This window comes from Clostridioides sp. GD02367, assembly GCF_045900275.1.
In the GTDB taxonomy this organism is placed as follows: domain Bacteria; phylum Bacillota; class Clostridia; order Peptostreptococcales; family Peptostreptococcaceae; genus Clostridioides; species Clostridioides difficile_A.
In genome coordinates this window covers 1-687 of the sequence record NZ_JBJODK010000033.1, presented here as the reverse complement: position 1 = coordinate 687, position 687 = coordinate 1, and the positions used below count along the sequence as shown (strand labels likewise).

1 protein-coding gene is annotated in these 687 nt (G+C 28.7%); it reads right to left on the bottom strand.

What is annotated here, in order from left to right; all coding sequences use genetic code 11:
- The coding region (locus Q3223_RS19470; protein ID WP_407812441.1) for a helix-turn-helix domain-containing protein at positions 1-294 on the bottom strand (294 nt) is incomplete at its 3' end.
- Between the last annotated feature and the right edge of the window lie 393 nt (positions 295-687).

The following is a 687-nucleotide window of genomic DNA, read 5'->3' as shown; positions in this document are numbered from 1 at the left end:
TCCTGCATTTTCTTTAAAGAATTTTTTATATGCGTTTTCTAAATCTTTTAAGGTATTTTGTAGTGAAAATTTATCAGGTTCTTTAAGCCACTCTAATTCTCTTTTTAAATTGGTCAAATCAGAACTGCACTGTTTATAAGTAAAAGTTTCTTTATTATTTTCATAAATTTCTATTTTTTTAGAAAGATATTTATTATATACAAATCTACAACATCCAAAAGTTTTGTTAATTAACTCTTGCTGTTTTTTATTTGGATACATCCTAAACTTATAAGCTTTTTCCACTACTATCACCTCACTTTACTTGTTTTTATTAATATATTTCGTTACTCATCATAACATTAACATATATAATTTACTTAAAACAAGTATTTTGAAGGTTTTTATATTTATTTTTAAATAACATATATAAGAACCATAAGCCCTTAACTTTTATCATTTTTGAGGTTGTCGTTCACATAAGTTCGCTACTACCTATGCAGTTCTCTTATGAACTTCTTACACTTTCATGTAAGCACAGACTATATCTTATCCTTCGGCATTATCCGTTAAGGTCTACCCACTTCCACTACCGATAACTTGTAGTGTACTTCCCTCAAGAGGAATAGTCGTTGAAGTTTCTCCTATTCGGAGTTTACCTGCTGATTGCCCATTTTAAAGTACTTAGGGTTTAACCTTATACCATCT